We start from the raw sequence: 2,645 nt of genomic DNA, 5'->3' as shown, positions 1-2,645 counted from the left end.
GCAGACCAAAAAGCGTGAACAGTTTCCAAATGAGGAATCCTTAGAAAGGACCTTAATGACGGTTATTCTGGATTACAATGATAAGTTTGATCAGCGTGTGCATAAAGGATTCAATATGGTTGAAGATACATTAGAATCTATGTTTTAAAAAAAGGACGAGAGGCTTTTCTATTTACACATAAAATTTGACACTCTCTTAAAATTAGATAATTTTGAAAAAATATTATATAGTAATGATAAATAGATAACTATAATGTGAAAGGAAACGATGTAAAAATATATAGATATTAATAAGGCGGATTTGGTAGCTGTCTTTTATATCAGCGTCATCTAGCGGTTATTAACACGAGCATAGAGATCCAGATTTTTCTGTGCTGTGTCTTCATAACTTGATTGAGCAACCATGAAAGTTTAATTAATATGTTCAAACATGCTGATGTGGCCAATGCTGTAGTTCTAGGTGAGTCACAGGGGAATCAGCGTTATCTAACGCAATCGATCACGGAGTTGGGTGTGATACCGATAAGATCAGTACAAGTGTCTTTAATTTTAGCTTAAAGAATATTGCTTGCGTATGAACTGATCAACGGACACTTGGTTGGCAATTAAGTCGGCTAAAAGTGAAGGTACGAAATTGTAATTGAGATGCCACTGGGGAGGGCTAAAAATGATAAAAGTAATGATCGTAGATAATCATCCGGTTTTTAGGGCTGGCTTAAAAGCTATTTTTGATGAGGATGCAAGTTTTGAAATTGTTGGAGAAGCTGAAAATGGGCAATTAGCCTTAGATCAACTGAAAACACTTGATGTTGATGTTATGTTATTAGATATTCGGATGCCGGTATTGGACGGTATTGAAACGTTAACACAAGTTAAACGTAATTTCCCGCAGGTTAAAGTTTGTATGCTAACGACTTATGAGAATGCTAAAGTATTTCACCAAGCAATGGCTTTGCGTGCGGATGGCTTCCTATTAAAATATGCTTCGGCGGATACAATTTTTCAAATGATCAAGGATGCAATGGTGGGGCAAGTGACTGTTTCACCTGAACTATTAAGAAATACAAACGATTATCGGGATGCAGAGTACGCACTATCGGATGAAGATTTAGATGTGCTCACGCGAGTTGCTCGTGGCGATCGTAATTCAAAAATCGCTAAAGAACTTCATTTTAGTGAGCGAACTATTAAGTCGCATTTAACTAATATTTATACTAAATTAGGCGTTAATAGTCGGGCCGGGGCAGTGGCTAAAGCAATGCAACTTGAGTTAATTAGACTATAATAACGCAGAAAATTCATAATTAAATAGTAATTAAGTCGCATAACTAAGGTATTTACCCCTAGTTATGCTTTTTTTATTACTTTTAAATGAATTAATTAAGACTATTCATATCCATAACAAGTCTCCCTTAAGGGCAGATTGTTTATCCCAAACGGACATCGAGGATAAGTCTTTTATACTATAAACTATAATAAATAGAAAGAAGGCGGTTACTTAAATAAAATAATTTTCTTTTTAATGATATGTTGCTTGAAAATGGGTGCAGCATTGAGTGTTATTGTTTAAATTCAATAATAAGGAGTTTGAGACTATGGGTAAAAATAATAGATTAAGAGATTCTAAAGTAATCGATCAGCATTATAAAATGTATAAAGACGGTAAAAAATGGGTTTTTGCCGGCTTGTCCATGCTTCTATTAGGTGTGGGCGTTGGGGCTCGGCCAGATGATGCTCAGGCAGCACAAACTGCTGACAGCAATGTGGCAACCGCTGAAGCCGGTACAACCAGTGAGGCTGTAGACAAGACTGTTGCTGCATCTGATGCAGCAGCGGTTAAAACTACAGCCACCTCCGATACTGCACCAGCAAGTGAAGCAGCCACGCCGGTTTCAGATGCTGCAACACCAGCCGCCGAAAAAGTTGCGCCAGTTTTAGACGCAGTACCTGTTTCGGAAGCTTCAGATGTTGCGACCCCCGTTTCTGAAGCAGCTACACCTACTTCAGAAGTTGCAGACAATGCTGATTCCGCTGACTTAGCCGTAGCTACGAAGGCCGCTGAAGTAGCTACTCCAGTGGCCCCAGCTACAGATACAGTCACGCCGGTGGCCGATATCACTGATACAAACGATACGCCAGCAGTTACTGAAGAAACCGTAAATAATACTACGCCAGCCGCCGAAGTAACGACTCCAGCTGTTGACGATTCTTTAGCTACAACAGAAGCAACTAAGTTAGTTAATCCAACTAATGCAGAGCTTGAAGCTGCTAAGAATGCGGCTGCCGCTGCTTATCAAGCAACTGGACAGAAACAAGTTATCAATGCCGTAGCGGCAACAACACCAGTCGATACAACTAGCCAGAGCTACAAAAATGGTTATACGCAAGCTAGCTACGATATTATTAACGAAAAAGGGTCGGCTGCTATCGCAAATAATGTGGGCGCGCTTGGACAAATGGTTGTCGTTAGCTATGAAACGTATCAGAAGTTATATGATCCTGAATTATGCATATCTGTTCCTAAACCTTAACGAGAATGTTGCTACACCATCGTTTTATCTTTGATTGAGAGTTTCACCAAAATGGTGTACCAAAAAAGCACCTTCCGTGTTATTGTTATAGCGACCAAACAATAACGAACACAG

General features: G+C 39.2%; 2 protein-coding genes and 1 pseudogene. All 3 read left to right on the top strand.

Going from position 1 to position 2,645, the window contains the following annotated elements; genetic code table 11:
- Positions 1-148 (top strand): annotated as a pseudogene (locus tag EKM76_RS13745) (IS256 family transposase); the annotation flags it as partial.
- A gap of 519 nt (positions 149-667) precedes the next feature.
- Entirely contained in the window at positions 668-1,285 is a 618-nt protein-coding gene (locus tag EKM76_RS13045; RefSeq protein ID WP_125550994.1) for a response regulator transcription factor, read from the top strand.
- A gap of 310 nt (positions 1,286-1,595) precedes the next feature.
- Positions 1,596-2,531: a KxYKxGKxW signal peptide domain-containing protein gene (locus tag EKM76_RS13040; RefSeq protein WP_125550993.1), complete on the top strand. Its 936-nt coding sequence runs from the start codon at positions 1,596-1,598 to the stop codon at positions 2,529-2,531.
- The last annotated feature ends 114 nt before the right edge of the window (positions 2,532-2,645 follow it).

Origin of the sequence: Loigolactobacillus zhaoyuanensis (genome assembly GCF_003946385.1) — a bacterium.
Classification (GTDB): domain Bacteria; phylum Bacillota; class Bacilli; order Lactobacillales; family Lactobacillaceae; genus Loigolactobacillus; species Loigolactobacillus zhaoyuanensis.
The sequence above is the reverse complement of the archived record's forward strand: the minus strand, read 5'-3'. Positions and strand labels throughout refer to the sequence as shown.